The 13,954-nt window shown below is 61.8% G+C and carries 11 protein-coding genes; 2 read left to right on the plus strand and 9 right to left on the minus strand.

The features are described 5' to 3' along the window. The first annotated feature begins 35 nt into the window (after window positions 1-35). Window positions 36-1,538, plus strand: a complete 1,503-nt coding sequence (locus tag B0G83_RS25580; RefSeq protein WP_105510179.1) for a sensor histidine kinase — start codon at window positions 36-38, stop codon at window positions 1,536-1,538. A gap of 66 nt (window positions 1,539-1,604) precedes the next feature. Here B0G83_RS25580 and B0G83_RS25585 read toward each other — a convergent pair whose 3' ends face one another. The 7 genes from B0G83_RS25585 to mnmC all read right to left on the minus strand — a co-directional run bounded on the left by B0G83_RS25585 (window position 1,605) and on the right by mnmC (window position 10,849). Next, window positions 1,605-2,111, minus strand: coding sequence for an SET domain-containing protein (locus tag B0G83_RS25585; RefSeq protein ID WP_105510180.1), 507 nt, complete (start codon window positions 2,109-2,111; stop codon window positions 1,605-1,607). A 219-nt stretch (window positions 2,112-2,330) separates the two neighbouring features. Further along, complete coding sequence (locus B0G83_RS25590) at window positions 2,331-3,443, minus strand: NADH:flavin oxidoreductase/NADH oxidase (RefSeq protein WP_105510181.1); 1,113 nt, start codon at window positions 3,441-3,443, stop codon at window positions 2,331-2,333. Window positions 3,444-3,550: 107 nt separating this feature from the next. Next, window positions 3,551-4,264 carry a glutamine amidotransferase gene (locus B0G83_RS25595; RefSeq protein WP_105510182.1) on the minus strand — a complete coding sequence of 238 codons (714 nt, stop codon included), beginning with the start codon at window positions 4,262-4,264 and terminating at the stop codon, window positions 3,551-3,553. A 122-nt stretch (window positions 4,265-4,386) separates the two neighbouring features. Then, window positions 4,387-5,025, minus strand: a complete 639-nt coding sequence (locus tag B0G83_RS25600; protein ID WP_035554298.1) for a MarR family winged helix-turn-helix transcriptional regulator — start codon at window positions 5,023-5,025, stop codon at window positions 4,387-4,389. Between the two features lie 539 nt (window positions 5,026-5,564). After that, entirely contained in the window at window positions 5,565-6,680 is a 1,116-nt protein-coding gene (locus tag B0G83_RS25605) for a YbdK family carboxylate-amine ligase (RefSeq protein WP_105510183.1), read from the minus strand. 112 nt (window positions 6,681-6,792) lie between these two features. Continuing rightward, on the minus strand, window positions 6,793-7,998 hold the full coding sequence (locus B0G83_RS25610) for a cation:proton antiporter (protein WP_105510184.1): 1,206 nt from the start codon (window positions 7,996-7,998) through the stop codon (window positions 6,793-6,795). A gap of 856 nt (window positions 7,999-8,854) precedes the next feature. Next, window positions 8,855-10,849, minus strand: coding sequence for a bifunctional tRNA (5-methylaminomethyl-2-thiouridine)(34)-methyltransferase MnmD/FAD-dependent 5-carboxymethylaminomethyl-2-thiouridine(34) oxidoreductase MnmC (gene mnmC / locus B0G83_RS25615; protein ID WP_105510185.1), 1,995 nt, complete (start codon window positions 10,847-10,849; stop codon window positions 8,855-8,857). Between the two features lie 413 nt (window positions 10,850-11,262). Between mnmC and B0G83_RS25620 the strand changes: the two genes are divergently transcribed. Then, window positions 11,263-11,541 carry an HU family DNA-binding protein gene (locus B0G83_RS25620; RefSeq protein ID WP_006050811.1) on the plus strand — a complete coding sequence of 93 codons (279 nt, stop codon included), beginning with the start codon at window positions 11,263-11,265 and terminating at the stop codon, window positions 11,539-11,541. A gap of 127 nt (window positions 11,542-11,668) precedes the next feature. Here B0G83_RS25620 and B0G83_RS25625 read toward each other — a convergent pair whose 3' ends face one another. Together B0G83_RS25625 and B0G83_RS25630 are read right to left on the minus strand one after the other, a co-directional pair. Continuing rightward, window positions 11,669-12,994 (minus strand): GTP-binding protein, encoded by a 1,326-nt coding sequence (locus B0G83_RS25625; protein ID WP_105510221.1) that lies wholly within the window; start codon window positions 12,992-12,994, stop codon window positions 11,669-11,671. Window positions 12,995-13,253: 259 nt separating this feature from the next. Continuing rightward, window positions 13,254-13,700 (minus strand): lytic transglycosylase domain-containing protein, encoded by a 447-nt coding sequence (locus B0G83_RS25630; protein WP_105510186.1) that lies wholly within the window; start codon window positions 13,698-13,700, stop codon window positions 13,254-13,256. Window positions 13,701-13,954: the final 254 nt, after the last annotated feature.

Genomic DNA, 13,954 nt, shown 5'->3' on the forward strand with positions numbered 1-13,954 from the left:
GTCTGTGCCGTAGTCACTTTCCCGCGCGTTCGATCATGCCCCAGCCGGCCGCCAATAGTCTGCGCCGCACGCTGCTGCGGCGCCTCGCTGCTCCCCTTTCATTGCTCGCGCTGATGAGCGGCCTGATCGCTTACTGGCTGGCGTGGCAATACACGCAACACGTGGTCGACCGTTCGCTGGCCGACCTCGCCACTGCGATTTCCAAACAGATCCAGATTGCCGGACCGGATGCACGCGTCACGGTGCCGCCGCTCGCGCAGGCCATGTTCTCCGATCCGACCGAAAATCTCGTCTATCGGATCAGCAACGGCGACACCGAAATCGCCGGCGACCATAATCTGCCGCTGCAAGGCACCAGCGTGCGCCGCATGCACTACGCCTATGTCTTCGAGACGCAACATGAGGGCACGACCGTGCGCGTTGCACAGGTGCGCGTCGATCAGCCGAGCGGTAATCCGATCGTCGTCGAAGTCGGGCAGCCGGTGCATCACCGCTTCAGGATCGCCGCCGAGTTTCTGGTCGCGATCATGATGCCGCTGCTATTGCTGCTGCTGGCCGGTTGGGTGATCGTGTGGCGTGTGGTGAATCAGCAGCTCAATCCGCTGACGGATTTGGCCGACTCGTTGAATCGCCAGACGCACACGTCGCTCGAACCGGTCGACGAAACCTATGTGCCGGTAGAAATCCGGCCACTAACCGGCGCGCTGAATGCGCTGCTCGATCGTCTGAAAACCGCGCTCGACGGACAGCGCAAATTCATCGCCGACGCCGCGCATCAGCTGCGTACGCCGCTCACCGCCGTCAAGCTGCATGCGGAGCAAGCTGCCGTGGCACGCGACCCGCAGCAGACGCTGACGGCCGTGCGTGAACTACGCGCCGCGGCCGACCGCGCGGTGCGGTTGTCGAATCAGTTACTGTCGCTTGCGCGCGCCGAGCCGGGTGAACAGGCAGCACGCTTCGTCAATGTCGACATGGCCGCGCTCGCGTTCGACACCGGCGCGGAATGGGTGCCGCGCGCACTGACCTTCCAGGTCGACCTCGGCTTCCAGCGCCTCGACGACCCCGCCAATGCGCAACCGTTGATCGCGCGCGGCAATCCGGTGTTGTTGCACGAAGTGATCGCCAATCTGCTGGATAACGCGCTGAAGTACGTGCCGCCTTCGCGCTTCGACGGCGGACGTATCACCGTGACGGTGTCGCAAACGGTGATCGACGAATTGCGCATGGCGGAAATCATCGTCGAAGACAACGGACCGGGCGTGCCCCTCACACAGCAAGCGGATCTGTTCAAGCGCTTCTTCCGCGGCGACGGTCAGGCCGAAGCCGGTGTCGACAGCGGCGCCGGTCTCGGCCTTGCGATCGTTCACGACATCATGGTGCTGCATCACGGCAGCGTGCATTACGAAGATGCGCCCGATGGCGGCGCACGTTTCATCGTGCGTATTCCGCTCGTGCCGATCACGGTGCAGAACGATCCGGTCGCCGACGAACGGCGTCCGGTAAAAAAATCGGCGCACTCGGCGCCGATCGACATCTAAGGTAGGGACAGTTCACGCCGGCTGCCGCGCACTCACTCCAGTGAGCGAGCGCGGCAGCCGGCGTTTTCATTTCTTCTTCGCTTTCCTGGTCGCTTTCTTCTCGGACTTGCCCTCGCCCTTCTCTTTCTCCGGCGGCGCCAGCATCGTGCCGCGGCACTTGCGCGCGCCGCAACGGCATTCGTATTCCTTCTTCAACTTCCGGGTCTGACGCGCGTCGATCACGAGGCCGTAGTCGTAAAACACTTCCTCGCCTTCCGCGATATCACGCAACGCGTGCACGTACACGTGACCGTCGAGTTCCTCGGCCTCGCAATTCGGTGCGCACGAGTGGTTGATCCAGCGCGCGCTGTTGCCGTCGACCTTGCCGTCGATCACCTTGCCGCTGTCGAGCGCGAAATAGAACGTGTGATTCGGTTCGGCCGGATTGTGCGGATGCCGACGCAGCGCTTCTTTCCAGGAGATCCGCTCGCCCTTGTATTCGATTAGCCGCTCGCCGGCTTTGATCGGTTCGATGGCAAACACGCCTTTGCCGTGCACACCCGAACGGCGCACGGCGATCCTGCGTGAACTCATTGAATGAATCCTTGTGAATAACGGGGATGAGGTCCGGCAGCCGCCGGACATGCCCGCGTCTGACGCGCTGCTTTTTTCCGACGCGGATAGCAAACGCGGCGCCTTGCGAGCGCCGCGTCGACTTGCGGCGCACCTACGCCACATCCGGCATCCTACACGCTCCAGACGGCTTCCTTCAACCGTCAAAAAGACGTGATCGTGTCACACGCGTCACGCGCTTCAACGTTGTCCGAACGAAATGTCACCGAACAGCGCTTTTTGCTCGCGCGGTTGCGAACGCCAGTATTGCGGCGGCGCCTCGACCGTCGCGCCGAGTTGCGCCGCGGCGTGCCACGGCCAACGCGGGTTGTACAGCAACGCGCGGGCCAGTGCGATCAGATCGGCGTCGCCGGCTTCGATCAGTTGTTCGGCATGAAGCGGGTCGGTGATCAGGCCCACGCCGATGGTGGTCAGCCCGGTGGCCTCCTTGACCGCCTTCGCGAAGGGAATCTGATAGCCGGGTTCGAGCGGAATCTTCTGCAACGGCGAGACGCCACCGGACGACACGTCGATCCAGTCGCAGCCGCGCTTTTTCAGCTCTTGCGCGAACGCGATCGTGTCTTCCAGGGTCCAGCCGCCCTCCACCCAATCGGTTGCCGAGACGCGCACGCCGACTGGTTTGTCGGCGGGGAACGCGGCGCGCACGATGTCGAAAATTTCCAGCGGAAAACGCATGCGGTTTTCGAGCGAACCGCCGTAGTCGTCGGTACGTTGGTTAGCGATCGGCGATAGGAATTGATGCAGCAGATAACCGTGCGCCGCATGCACTTCCAGACCGTCGATGCCGAGACGCGCGGCACGCCGCGCGGAGGCTGCGAACGCTTCGCGAATCCGGTTCAGCGCGGGCGTATCGAGCGCCAGCGGCGGCTCTTCGCCGGCTTTGTGCGGCAGCGCCGACGGCGCATGCGGCAACCAGCCACCTTGCGACACCGGAATCAGTTGGCCACCTTCCCACGGTGCATGGCTCGATGCCTTGCGCCCGGCGTGCGACAACTGCATCGTCACCTTGATATGGGAATGCTTGCGGATCGCGGCCAGCACCGGCACGAGCGCGGCTTCGGTCGCGTCGTCCCACAGGCCGAGATCGCCGGGGGTAATGCGGCCGTCCGGCTCGACCGAGGTCGCCTCGATGCACAACATGCCGGCGCCCGACAACGCCATGCTGCCGAGGTGGATCATGTGCCACGCGGTGGCCTCGCCACGATCGGCGGAATACTGGCACATCGGGGACACGACGATACGATTGGGAAGCGTCACGCTACGCAGCGTGAGCGGGGAGAAAAGCGCGCTCATGGATGTCGCCCAGTAGAAACCCGAGAGCGATCGAGCATAGCACCGCGGCGGATTTACTGCAGACAGGGGCGGCTCGATCTTAGGGCTTAGGGCTTAGACCGTAGACCTCAGGGCTTAGGCTCGACCTGATCGAGCCACTCACCGAACATCCGGCAGGCGGCGGCTTCCAGTGCCGGACCGAATTGCGCGGTTTCAGCCCGCAACTGGCGTGCATCGATACCATGGCCGACAAGCTCGCCGGCATTGCCGATCAGCCAGGGTTCGAAGCGATCCGTGCGAATCTCCGGATGACATTGCAAACCGAGCACATGGTTGCCCCAACTGAACGCCTGGTTTTCGCAGGCCGGCGTGGAGGCAAGACGCGTGGCGTTGTCAGGAAGATCGAAGGTATCGCCATGCCAATGCAGCATGGAGGTCTGCGCGGCGTCCAGATGACGCACCGGCGAAGCGCGACCGGCAACGGTCAGCGTGAGCGGTGTCCAGCCGAGTTCGGTATGGCCGGCGGGATACACCCGCGCGCCGAGCGCACGGGCGATCAGCTGAGCGCCGAGGCAGATGCCAAGCGTCGGTAAACCGGCGGCAATGCGCTTTTCGATCAGCGACAGCAGCGGCACGAGCGTCGGATAAAGCGCGTCGTCGGTGGCGCTGATCGGGCCGCCAAGTACCACCATCACCGATGCGGAAACCGGATTCGGCGCCTCGATACGGCCCAAGCCGACGTCGAGATAACGGACTGGACGGCCGCGCTCGCCGAGCACCAGCTCAAGACTACCCAGATCCTCGAAGTGCACATGGCGAATGGCCAGAACTTCGCGATTCATCGGCCTGACCCACCTTCAGGTTGACTAAAGACTTGCCGCTAGCGGCGCCTAGCCGCTCGGGGTGGCTCAACCCGCCCCAAGCCGGCTTGGCAGTGTAGCGGATTGTTCCGGAAGAAACCGCCTTACTGGGCGAAGATCTTCCAGGTCTTTTTCTGGGTAGCGACGTCGGCGATTTCGTAGACCGAGCAATCCAGACGGACGTTCGTGTCCGACATGTTCATGTCGAGCAGCGAGCAGTGATGCGGCGTCTTCTTCGGATTCTTGCTGGGTTCGAAGTGCGCGCAGCTTAGGCACATGCGATGCGGCGGAATCGTGCCTTGCGCTTCCAGCTGATGGACCGTCTTGAGCAACGTGCGGTAGAACACCGACTGCTCGTCGTCACGCAGCGTGCCAACCGCCTTCGCGAGGAAGTCAGGCCATTGTGCGGCGCGCTTCGCAGCGGTCCGGCCACGTGCGGTCAGACGAACCGCGAGGGCGCGGCCGTCGTCGAGCGCGCGGCGCTTTTCGACCAGACCCTTGGTTTCGAGCGTGCTGACGGCGTCGCTCGTGGTCGCCGCGGTCAGGGCCGTTTCACGGGCGATTTCGCCGAGGCGCATCGGGCCTTTGCGTTGCATCAGCAGGACGAGAATTTCGCCTTGCGTCGGGGTGAGACCCGCGCCTTCGGCCCATTCCCAAGCCTGGCTTCGCATCGCCGTGCTCAATCGCAAGAGGCTGTGGGTCACCCGCCCGGCTGCCTGTTCTCCGTATACGCCTTCGCTCATAATCTTCGATTCGTTTATTTACAGCTTTGGTTCACGACCGGCGACTTGCTCGCCGACCGCGCCCGCGGCCTGTGGGGGTAGCCTTGCCCAACTGCGGACAAGACGGTTTCTACTATCTCAAAAATTTGCCGCTTGATCACAGCCAAGGCAGCGAAAACGACATTCTATGCGAGAGCGGCGAATCGTACAGCTAACTTATCCAAGGCAAGCTGTGGATAACCACGGGAAAACCTGGGGACGGCTTGTGTACCGATTCTTGATAAGCATCCAGGCTGTCTTTTCGCCTGCTGAAGTTGTCCTCGTATTCCGGCGTCGATGCGCTCGCGTTCCATCCAGTTATGGTTTACGCAGCGCGTTGACTTTGCAGGGAATTATTCAGTTGTCCACAGGCCTGGGCGAAGCTTGTTAACTATTACTACCTTGGTATACGTTAACTTTATAAAAACCTAAGACTCGTGCCGCTGGAAAAATAAATTACATAAAAAAACCCGCACGAGGCGGGTTTCCTTACGGTTTGACGTAAGCCGTTCCGTGCCCGACTAGGCTCGCCATTGCAGACATTGCTGACGGACAGCTTCGTGCAAGGATTTTTCTTTGTCGAACACGCCACGCAACCAGGTCGCGTCGTTCACCTGGCCTCGCGCAATGGCGCCGATCTCGGCCAGCGCATTACCCGAACCCAATGCTTCGGCATGCGGTGCAATCAGATCGAGCGTTTCGAGTATGTCTTCGGAAATCGTCTTGCGTTCGCCGGTTTGCGGATTGATGCAGGTGCCGGCCAGACCGAAGCGGCACGCTTCGAAGCGGTTGAAGGTGTAGACGAGGTAATCGTCTTCCTGCGGCGTGATCGGTTTGTCGAGCAACAGGTGCCGCGCCAGCGTCTGGATGTAGCAGGCAATCGCCGCCGCGCGATCCACCGATAGCGGCGTATCCATCACGCGTACTTCGATCGTGCCGAAACCTGGTTTCGGTCGAATGTCCCAGTAGAAATCTTTCATGCTGTTGACCACGCCCGTGTGGACCATCTTCGAGAAATATTCCTCGAAGCTGTCCCACGTCAGCACGAATGGCGCGCGGCCCGACAGCGGGAACGCGAACACGGAATTCAGGCGTGCCGAATGAAAACCGGTGTCGACGCCCTGCACGAACGGCGACGAAGCGGACAACGCGATGAAATGCGGAATGAAGCGCGACATGGAATGAAGCAGATACAGCGCGCTGTTCGGATCCGGACAGCCGATATGCACGTGCTGCCCGAACACCGTGAATTGCTTGGCCAGATAGCCGTACAGCTCGGAAAGATACTGAAAGCGCGGCGTGTCGACGATCTGCCGTTCGCTCCATTGCTGGAAAGCATGTGTGCCGCCGCCGCACAAACCAACGTTCAGATGATCCGCCGCGGACACCAGCGTGTCGCGAATCTTGCGCAAATCGGTGACGGCCTGCTCGTGCGTCGTGCAGATACCCGTCGAGAGTTCGATCATGCTTTCGGTGATTTCCGGCGTGATGTTGCCGGGAATTTTTTCGTCCTTGATGAGACGCAGCAGATCCGAGCCAGCTTTGGTCAGATCATAGTCGTGCGTGTTGACGATCTGCATCTCGAGTTCGACACCGAAGGTGAACGGTTTCGAATCGATGAAGGGTTCGAGCGACATAGCGTCCCCTGTGTCAGTCGGCTGGGAAGTTGTCGCCTGCCCAGCCGTTTTTGAATCGAATAACTCGAGTAAGTCGAATCAGACGGATGAAATATCGAGTAGCGCCGTGCGCTTACTCTTCACGCCGCTCGGCCACCAGCGCGAGACTGCGATAGACGAGCCACGGCCCGAGAATCTGCAGCACGAAAATCGAACACATCACGATCGCGCGCAGTTGCGGATCGAAATTCGGATACAGGTTGTAGGTGTCGTCGACCAGCAGATACGCGAGCGCCGACATGGGCGACAACGATAAACCGAGCGCTATGCCCTGCTTCCAGTTCAAGCCGCTCGGTTTCGCGAAGGCCAGCACGCCAACCAGTTTCGCCACCAGACGAGCAACGATCAGGCCCAATGCCGCCACGCCACCCAGCGCGATATCTTTCCATTCGAACGAAGTCAGCGTCAGCACGAACAGAATCACAGTCAGCAACCAGCCGGCAGTGCCGAAATGTTCCGGCCACAACTGCGGACGCGCTTCATGATTTTTCACGATGATGCCGGCCGCGAGCAGCGCCAGAATCGTCGACAGCTTGAACAGATGCGCGATCGCGATCGCCAGCAACACCAGGCCGAACAGCGCAACAAACGAGTGCTCGTCCTGCATGTTCAGACGGCGATAAAAAAACGTGCAGGTACGCGCCAGCAGATAGGCGAGCACAAGCGAGCCGACCAGCAGATACAGCGGTTGCAGGATGGTGGCGAAAACATTGCCGTAAGCCTCCTGATGCAGCCAGCTCGACACGAGCTTTTCGATCACCACGGCGTACATGCTGTTCAACGCGGTCAAGGTCAGCATGCGTTGCGTGACCTGGCCTTCCGCGCGCAATTCCGTTTTGAGCTGGATCACCATCGCGGGGGAAGTCGCCATCGCGATCGCGGCGAGCACCGTTGCGACGATCACCGGCACGTTCAGCAACAGCAAAACCGGCAACACCAGCGCGAACGTCAGCGTCGCTTCCGCCACGCTCGACAGGATCAGCCACGGGTTGCGGCGGATCCAGCGCAAATCGAGCCGGCTGCCGAGTTCGAACAACAGCAAGCCGAGCGCGACGTCGAGCAAAGGTCGCGCGGCACTGGCGGAATCGGCGTCGATCACGCCCGAACCGGCCGCGCCGGCGACGAGACCAATCACCGCATAGCCGGAAATGCGTGGCAGACGCCATGCGCGAAAACACAGCTCACCGCACAGACCAGCGGCAAGCAAGGCGAGACCCGCCCAAAAAATGGCGTCGGGTGCGAGAGGCCAGGCTGGGAAGAATGAAAACGCCGACTTCATCGTGATGGGTTCTCCTTGGCAGCAACGGCAGGCGACACGAACCGGCGCGAACACCGGCGAGCGGGCGGGCGCATGAAGCGCTCACAGTCGCGATCGCTTCGCGTGACCCGCGTTGCGAGTTTTTCGACGATCGGATGATCTGAATGCACCGCAGCCGCTGGGAGCCCGGCGCATTCCTGAGTGCGGCCGTAGCAACCGGCTCGGCACGGTGAAGAACGCCGGCGACTTTGAATCAGATTCTGATTGACCGGCACCGTTCCGTTGCAGCGTCTGCCGCTAGAGGCGAGGCACGACGCGGAAAAGAACGGCGATTGTGCCATAGCTTTTTCAGAGTTAACCGAAAAGGCGCGAACATGCAGGGAAAACGGTAAAAACGTACGTTATCTCCACCTCATGAGGAAAAAGCGACCGTTTTGAGATGTGCTTGGGGCGTCTGGATGTTCAGCTTGAAGCGGAGAGATGTGTTTTTCGGGAAGGTTAACCGAGATTTTTTTGGCGGCTTGGGAGGCCATTGGGCCCGGCTTTTCGATGACGACCGCTTTCCAGCTCGGCTCGGTCTTTCTGTTTACAGGTTTACCGTATGTATACGTAGTAACAGTTAACAAGCTGCCTCGGTTTCTGTGGATAACTCTTGTTTACCGAAACGAATCATCAGCTTGCCGACGGCATAACCCGATGCACAGCTTGTGCGGGAGCGGCGGGTATACAGGGGTAACTTTTGGCGATTTTCGTCGGCGGCAAAGTTACCCCGTTTACGTCCACAACGGTTCCACATGAGTTTCGCTGGTTTACCGCAAGCTTATCCACAGGTTCTGGTGGATAACTTATCCACCGGTTAACACGGCTCGACGCGCGGTTAACTCACGGTGCCTTGGCGCAAGGCTCGTAGGAGGAAGCGGGCCGGGTCGATGTCTTCGGCCAGATCCCGTTCGATCGGCCATGGCTCGCCTTCCAGCTGCGACGCGATCAGTTCCGCGCCGAGCGCCGCCCAAACCAGCCCGCGGGAACCGTAGGCGAAGGCGCTGTATAAGCCGTCCGTGCGCGGCAGGTCGAGCGGCCAGGCGCCACGCAGGCGTTGAGCGTCGCGTGCCGCGAGGGTTTCGTCGGCAAGCTGGCCGATCATCGGCATGCGGTCGCTGGTGACGCAGCGGAACGCGACGCGACCGGTCAATGTGCCCGACGGCGCGTGCCCGGCTTGAGCGGCTCGTGAGGCTTGCGACGCAGCGCCCGCGAACGCCGGCAACATCTGCGCGACACGCTCGAGGTTTTCCAGATGGCCGTCCGCGCGCAGCGACGGGTCGGGATCGTCCAGCTCGTAGGTTGCGCCGGTCAGCGTGACGCCGTCGGCGAGCGTCACCGCGTAACCTTCGCCGATAACCGGCAGCGCCAGTGGCGCGACCGTGCCGGCCGGCAGCAAGGTCAATTGGCCGCGGATGCTGCGCGTCGGCGCATGCCGTAAACCGGCGATGCGTGCGGCATCATGCGCACTGGCGACGATCACTACCGGCGCGCGCGCCACGACCTGCCCCGAGGTATCGAACACGGCCCATTGACCGCCATCCCGTTCGATTCGCGCGACGTCCACGCCAAAACGGCGTTCGAGCGAGCTGCCTGCCGCGGCGCACTGCGCGGCACAAAGCGAAGCTGGGTCGATCCAGCCGCCTTGGGGAAAGAACCAGCCGCCACGCGCGAGCGGCATACCGGCGAGTTTTTGCGCCTCTTGCGCCGACACAGGTGTCACGTACTCGGATGGATAGCCGAACGCGGCGATCGCTTCGCCGATCGAGCGGGCTTCTTCGTCGTTCGCGGCGATTTGCAACAGGCCCGGCGCGCCGCGTGACGGTCGGTGGCCGAGCCGTTCGAGCGCGGCCCAGCGCCTGAGCGTGTACAGAAAGCCCGCCCGCGTCACGCGGGAGGCCACGCTGTCGTCGCGCGAAATCATCGGATGGAACACGCCGGCGGGATTTCCCGACGCCTCTTGCGCCACCGACGCATGCCGCTCCAGCGACGTCACGCGCCAGCCGCGCGTCGCGAGCCGCTCGATCACGGCGCAGCCCGCAAGCCCCGCGCCGATCACGACCGCGTGCCGCTCGTCTATCGCGAGCGGTGCGGGCGGTTCATAACGCCGCACGCGCCAGCGCGGCGCGAAATGGCCGACCAGCATGGCCCGTTTCCAGCCGAAGCCATCCACCTTGCGATACTCGAAGCCGCATTGCGTCAACGCGCGTTTGATGTCGCCGGCGCTGCTGTAAGTGGCGAAGGTCGCGCCCTCGCCTGCCAGGCGCGCGAGAGACTTGAAAATCGCAGGGGTCCAGAGTTCGGGGTTTTTGGCCGGCGCGAAACCGTCAAGATAGAACGCGTCGGCGCGTAGTCTCAACGCCGGCAAGCTCTCGAGCGCATCGCCGAACACCAGCGTGAGCACGACGCGGCCGTCGTCGAATTCGAGACGGTGCGTGCCGGGAACTAGCATCGGCCAGGCGTCGGCGAGCGTTTCAGCCATCGCGGAGATGGTCGGGTCGGAGAGGGTCTTCGCGTAGACGCTGCGCAGATCGTCCAGAACGAACGGATGCTTCTCGGTCGACACGAAATGCAGCCGCTCGCAGCGCGCCGGATCGGCGCGCCACGCGGCCCATGTCATCAGAAAGTTGATGCCCATGCCGAAGCCGGTTTCGAGCACGGTGAAAACGCGGCGCTTTTGCCAGCGTTCCGGCAACGCATTGCCACGCAGAAAAACGTATTGGGATTGCTCAAGACCGCCGACGACGCTGTGATAAATGTCGTTGTAGAGCGGTGAATAAAGCGAACCGTTGTCGCGAAAAGCGACGACGGCGGGGATCAGCGGATCGGTCATGCGGGACGGAATTGGACGCTCGCAAGAGCGGGTCGAACGTTACCGTCCGCGCGCGCCGCTCGCCGGACGGCGAAAAGGACGCGCCGAACGTTGGCAAAAACCAACGCGAGGCCCCGCCCATACTGGGTTTCAGCCATCCGCGTGAGGCGCGGACGGCAAAAATTGCGGTTTCCTTGCGATATCGGCCCCGGAACCGCGTAAATCTTCGAAACCCTTATCCTGATTGGGTTTGCGCTGCGCTATCATAGCAAGCGCCGCGAAGGGAGCGGCAGCACGGCCGCCGGGCAGTCATCTGCCGGGTGCTCAGGTCCGGAGGGGATCCGGAGCCGCAGCTGCTCGACGGCGCGGCCCGCGCACGTATAATCGGCGCGTTCGCGCTGTTCGTGTCAACCTAAACTCAGAAAGGAACCTTAATGAACAAACAGGAACTGATCGACGCCGTCGCAGGACAGACGGGCGCCAGCAAGGCTCAAACCGGTGAAACGCTGGACACGTTGCTTGAAGTCATCAAGAAGTCTGTGTCGAAGGGCGACGCGGTCCAGTTGATCGGCTTCGGTAGCTTCGGTTCGGGCAAGCGCGCAGCACGTACGGGTCGTAATCCCAAGACCGGCGAAACTATCAAGATCCCGGCCGCCAAGACCGTCAAGTTCACGGCTGGTAAGGCGTTCAAGGACGCAGTCAACAAGCGCTAAGCAGATTACTGCCCGGCAGTTGACACCCGCCAACGGCGGGTTTTTTTTCGTCTGCTGGTTTTGCAGCGGTTGAACGGCGACGACGCGTGTCGCCATTCAACCTCCAGGTGCGGGCAATCAGGCGCGACTAGTCGTGGCGGTGGATGATTTCGCCGTGGCCGTCGTGATCGTGGTCATGCCCGTGATGGTCATGATGATCGTGATCGTGGTCATGATCGTCTTCATCGAAGTCCCATGCCGGGAACGGGTCCGTGAATTGTTGCCACGCTTGCGGCCCCGACGCGTATTCGTCGTCGGTCAGCAGGCAGGCGTCGAACTTCGCTTTCCACACAGCCGGTTCGATACCGACGCCGATCATCACCAGTTCCTGGCGACGGTCGCCAATGCTGAGATCGTCCGGATCGCCGTGCCAGTCGGCGGCAATTTCCGCGGCCAGTTCGTCGTCGCCGTCCGGCCATTCGCTACGATCCTGAGCCGCCCACCACATGCCTGCCGGACCATGCCGGCAAGCGCCGCCGGCCTGCGACAGCGAGCCGGCGATATCGTTACGCGTCGCCAGCCAGAAGAAGCCTTTGCTGCGCAGAACGCCCTTCCACTCCTGATGCAGCAGTGCCCACAGACGCTCCGGATGAAACGGCCGGCGGGCCCGGTAAATGAAATTGCCGATGCCGAATTCGTCCGCCTCGCCGTGATGTGCGTGACCGTGTTCGTGGTCGTGATTCAGTGACGCCAGCCAACCCGGCGCGCTCGACGCTTCGTCGAAATCGAAGCGCCCCGTGTTCAGCACTCGCGGGAGCGGCACTTCGCCGAAACGGCTGACCACTTGCACCGCGCGCGGATTGATGCGGGCGAGGATGCGTTGCAAACGCGTGAGCTCGTCGGCGCTGACGAGGTCGGCCTTGTTCACCACCAGTACGTCGCAGAACTCGATCTGCTCGATCAGCAACTCGACCAGCGTGCGATCGTCTTCTTCGGTCGCGGCAATGCCGCGCTCGGCGAGCGCGTCGGCGGAGCCGTAGTCGCGCAGGAAGTTGAACGCATCGACCACGGTCACCATCGTGTCGAGTCGCGCGACGTCGGAGAGCGACGCGCCGTCGTCGTCGACGAAGGTGAAAGTCTCGGCGATCGGCATGGGTTCGGCGACGCCGGTCGATTCGATCAGAATCGCGTCGAAACGCTGTTCGCCGGCTAGGCGCTTGATCTCCTTCAGCAGGTCGTCGCGCAGCGTGCAACAGATGCAGCCGTTCGACAGTTCGACCAGTTGCTCTTCGACATGCGAGAGCGCGGCGGCGTCGCGCACGAGGGTGGCGTCGATATTGACGGCGGCCAGATCGTTGACGATCACGGCGACGCGCAAACCGGCGCGATTCGCGAGGATGTGATTCAGGAGCGTGGTCTTGCCGGCGCCCAGAAAACCGGAGAGCACGGTGACGGGCAATAGCGGCTGGTTCATCGCAGTACGGGAAACAAAGAGATTGGAAGGCGTGCCGGGCGTGGTTCGCATGACCGCGCGACCGCGATAGCGGTCGCATCGCGACGGCAGCACGAAGCCGCATTGTGCATCAAAACGGACGACGGCCTCGTGGCGAGCCGGATTGGCGCGCGGCTGAAATGACGCAGAAGCTGAAGTTGAAGCGTATGACCGAACGGCCACACGAAAGATCGCCTATATAAGAATAGCGATCCAATACGGATAAGACGGACTCACGCGCCTAGCGTGCGGCCGGCATCAGATTCCACTTCCGCAGGATCGCGGCGATCTGCATCGCATACTTATCTCGCAGAGCCGGCGTTTCCGAGTGGTACGCGCCGATTGCTTGCCAGGTATTGCCGTACTTGTTCATCTGACGGCGCAGATGCCACGCCGCGATGTAGACGTTCTTGCACGGCTCCATCAGCGTGCCTTGCGAGATGCCGTATTGCGCAAGTACCGGCAGATGAATCGAATTGATCTGCATAACGCCGTAGTCGGTCGAGCCGTTGGCGTTCTTATGCTGGGCATCCGGCCGATTGTGCGACTCCTGCCAGGCAATGGCGCGCAGAATCAATGGATTGACCTTCTGATATTTCGCCGCTTCGTCGAAACAATCGGCGCGCGCCTGCCCTGCTGCGACCAGCACGGCAAGTCCGGTGACGACAGTGACGAAGGCTCGTTTCATCGGTCAAGATGCCTAATTAAAGCGCAAGGGTAAGGTTTGGTAAGGCGTTTCGTCGGCCATACTTCAGCCGCTTGCAGCCGTCGAGCCGCGCTGGCCGGGTGTTTGTCCGGCATCGGGGAAAACCCGCGTCGGCAAGCCGCAACCGCTGACCCGAACGGCTCGTATCATACCGGCAGGCAGACTCGCGTCAAGTTAGCCAACAGACATAAGCATGTGAAAACAAGGCGCTGCGTCATTCGCGCCCAATCTTGACA

Origin of the sequence: Paraburkholderia sp. BL21I4N1, assembly GCF_002973525.1 — a bacterium.
GTDB lineage: Bacteria > Pseudomonadota > Gammaproteobacteria > Burkholderiales > Burkholderiaceae > Paraburkholderia.

What these genes read in the sequence shown, in the direction of transcription:
- B0G83_RS25580 (WP_105510179.1), top strand. Translation starts at nt 36, where the DNA reads ATGCCCCAGCCGGCCGCCAATAGTCTGCGCCGCACGCTGCTGCGGCGC.
- B0G83_RS25585 (WP_105510180.1), bottom strand. Translation starts at nt 2,111, where the DNA reads ATGAGTTCACGCAGGATCGCCGTGCGCCGTTCGGGTGTGCACGGCAAA.
- B0G83_RS25590 (WP_105510181.1), bottom strand. Translation starts at nt 3,443, where the DNA reads ATGAGCGCGCTTTTCTCCCCGCTCACGCTGCGTAGCGTGACGCTTCCC.
- B0G83_RS25595 (WP_105510182.1), bottom strand. Translation starts at nt 4,264, where the DNA reads ATGAATCGCGAAGTTCTGGCCATTCGCCATGTGCACTTCGAGGATCTG.
- B0G83_RS25600 (WP_035554298.1), bottom strand. Translation starts at nt 5,025, where the DNA reads ATGAGCGAAGGCGTATACGGAGAACAGGCAGCCGGGCGGGTGACCCAC.
- B0G83_RS25605 (WP_105510183.1), bottom strand. Translation starts at nt 6,680, where the DNA reads ATGTCGCTCGAACCCTTCATCGATTCGAAACCGTTCACCTTCGGTGTC.
- B0G83_RS25610 (WP_105510184.1), bottom strand. Translation starts at nt 7,998, where the DNA reads ATGAAGTCGGCGTTTTCATTCTTCCCAGCCTGGCCTCTCGCACCCGAC.
- mnmC (WP_105510185.1), bottom strand. Translation starts at nt 10,849, where the DNA reads ATGACCGATCCGCTGATCCCCGCCGTCGTCGCTTTTCGCGACAACGGT.
- B0G83_RS25620 (WP_006050811.1), top strand. Translation starts at nt 11,263, where the DNA reads ATGAACAAACAGGAACTGATCGACGCCGTCGCAGGACAGACGGGCGCC.
- B0G83_RS25625 (WP_105510221.1), bottom strand. Translation starts at nt 12,994, where the DNA reads ATGAACCAGCCGCTATTGCCCGTCACCGTGCTCTCCGGTTTTCTGGGC.
- B0G83_RS25630 (WP_105510186.1), bottom strand. Translation starts at nt 13,700, where the DNA reads ATGAAACGAGCCTTCGTCACTGTCGTCACCGGACTTGCCGTGCTGGTC.